The sequence below is a fragment of the Achromobacter maghribensis genome (assembly GCF_057334215.1).
This window is the reverse complement of the sequence record NZ_JBHFII010000051.1, coordinates 1-1,404: the sequence shown is the minus strand read 5'-3', so window position 1 is coordinate 1,404 and position 1,404 is coordinate 1. Positions and strand designations below refer to the sequence as shown.

At 65.6% G+C, this 1,404-nt stretch carries 2 protein-coding genes; both read right to left on the bottom strand.

What is annotated here, in order from left to right:
- Positions 1 to 56: 56 nt before the first annotated feature.
- Positions 57 to 551, bottom strand: a complete 495-nt coding sequence (locus tag ACE039_RS22740) for an ExbD/TolR family protein (RefSeq protein WP_105558489.1) — start codon at positions 549 to 551, stop codon at positions 57 to 59.
- Positions 551 to 1,404: MotA/TolQ/ExbB proton channel family protein (locus ACE039_RS22735; RefSeq protein ID WP_485823399.1), on the bottom strand; the 854-nt coding region annotated here is incomplete at its 5' end. The genes ACE039_RS22735 and ACE039_RS22740, both read right to left, overlap by 1 nt.

Here is a 1,404-nt window from a genome sequence, read left to right as displayed (position 1 = left end):
CTAGCGCGATCCGAAAAAAAAGGGGCGCGAAATGCGCCCCTTTCCTTGGGATCCGTTCACCGGCCGGACGGCGCCACAGCGGGAGCCGGGGTGGGACCACCCGCGGCCGGCGCGCCAGTGGCGGCGGCCCCGCCCGAAGGCGGCGTCGTGACGAATCCGATACGCGACATCCCCGAACGGCGAGCCGAGGCCATGACCTTGGCCAGCGTTTCGTAGCGGGTGTTCTGGTCGGCGCGGATGCGGATTTCCGGTTGCGGCTTGGTGCCGGCGATCGATTTGAAGCGGTTGGGCAGGTCGTCGATATTGACCGGCTTTTCGTCCCAGAACAGCGCGCCGCTGGCATCGATCGCCAGGTCCACGGTCTTGGGCTCTTCCTCGATCTGCTCCGCGGCCACCTGGGGCATGTTGATCTTGATCGAGTGCGCCAGCAGCGGCGCCGTGATGATGAAGATCACCAGCAGCACCAGCATGACGTCGATCAGGGGCACCATGTTGATCTCGGAAACCGTGTGGCTCCCGGATCCTTTACCCTCGAAGCTGCCAAAGGCCATTATTCGCTCCCGCGTTGAGCCGCAGTGCCATTGCCGTTCTGGCGGCGCAGGGCGCGCACCTTGCCATCGGACAGCGACACTTGCTGGCCCGTGGTCAGGAACGCGAAGAGGTCATGCGCGAACGCATCCAGACGCGACAGGAACACGCGGTTGTTGCGCACGAAGGTGTTGTACGCCAGCACCGCAGGAATTGCCACGGCCAGGCCCAGACCGGTCATGATCAGGGCTTCGCCCACCGGACCGGCGATGCGGTTGATGGTCACGCCATCCGACAGACCAATGCCGACCAGGGCGTGGTAGACGCCCCAGACCGTGCCGAACAGGCCGACGAACGGGGCCGTCGAACCCACCGACGCCAACACCGTCAGGCCGTTTTCCAGCTTGGCGGTTTCTTCGTCGATGACCTTGCGCATGGTGCGGGTGACGAAATCGGAATTGCTGCCCGACTCTTCCAGCTTGGTCGCGCCGAACTTGTTGTGGTGCGCCTGGGCGTGCATCGCGTGGCTGGCCAGATGCGAGAACGGGTCGCGCGCGCCGTGCGTGGTGATCTCGTGCTCGACCTGCTCCAGCGAGCTGGCGTTCCAGAACTTGTTCAGGAAGTCGGCCGCGCGCTTGCGCATGCTGACGTTGCTGGCGGCCTTGACCAGGATCAGGTACCAGGTCACCAGCGACATCAGGATCAGGATGATGAACAGGCTCTTGCCCACGAAGTCGCTCTGCGCGACAAAGTGCAGGAACCCCATGTCGGGCGCGGCGGCGGGGGCCGGCGGCAACGACGGCAGCGCGGCGGCGGCGCTGTGCAGCGCGTCCGCCGATTGCTGGACGACGCCGCCAGCGGTCGTCGCGGCTTGTT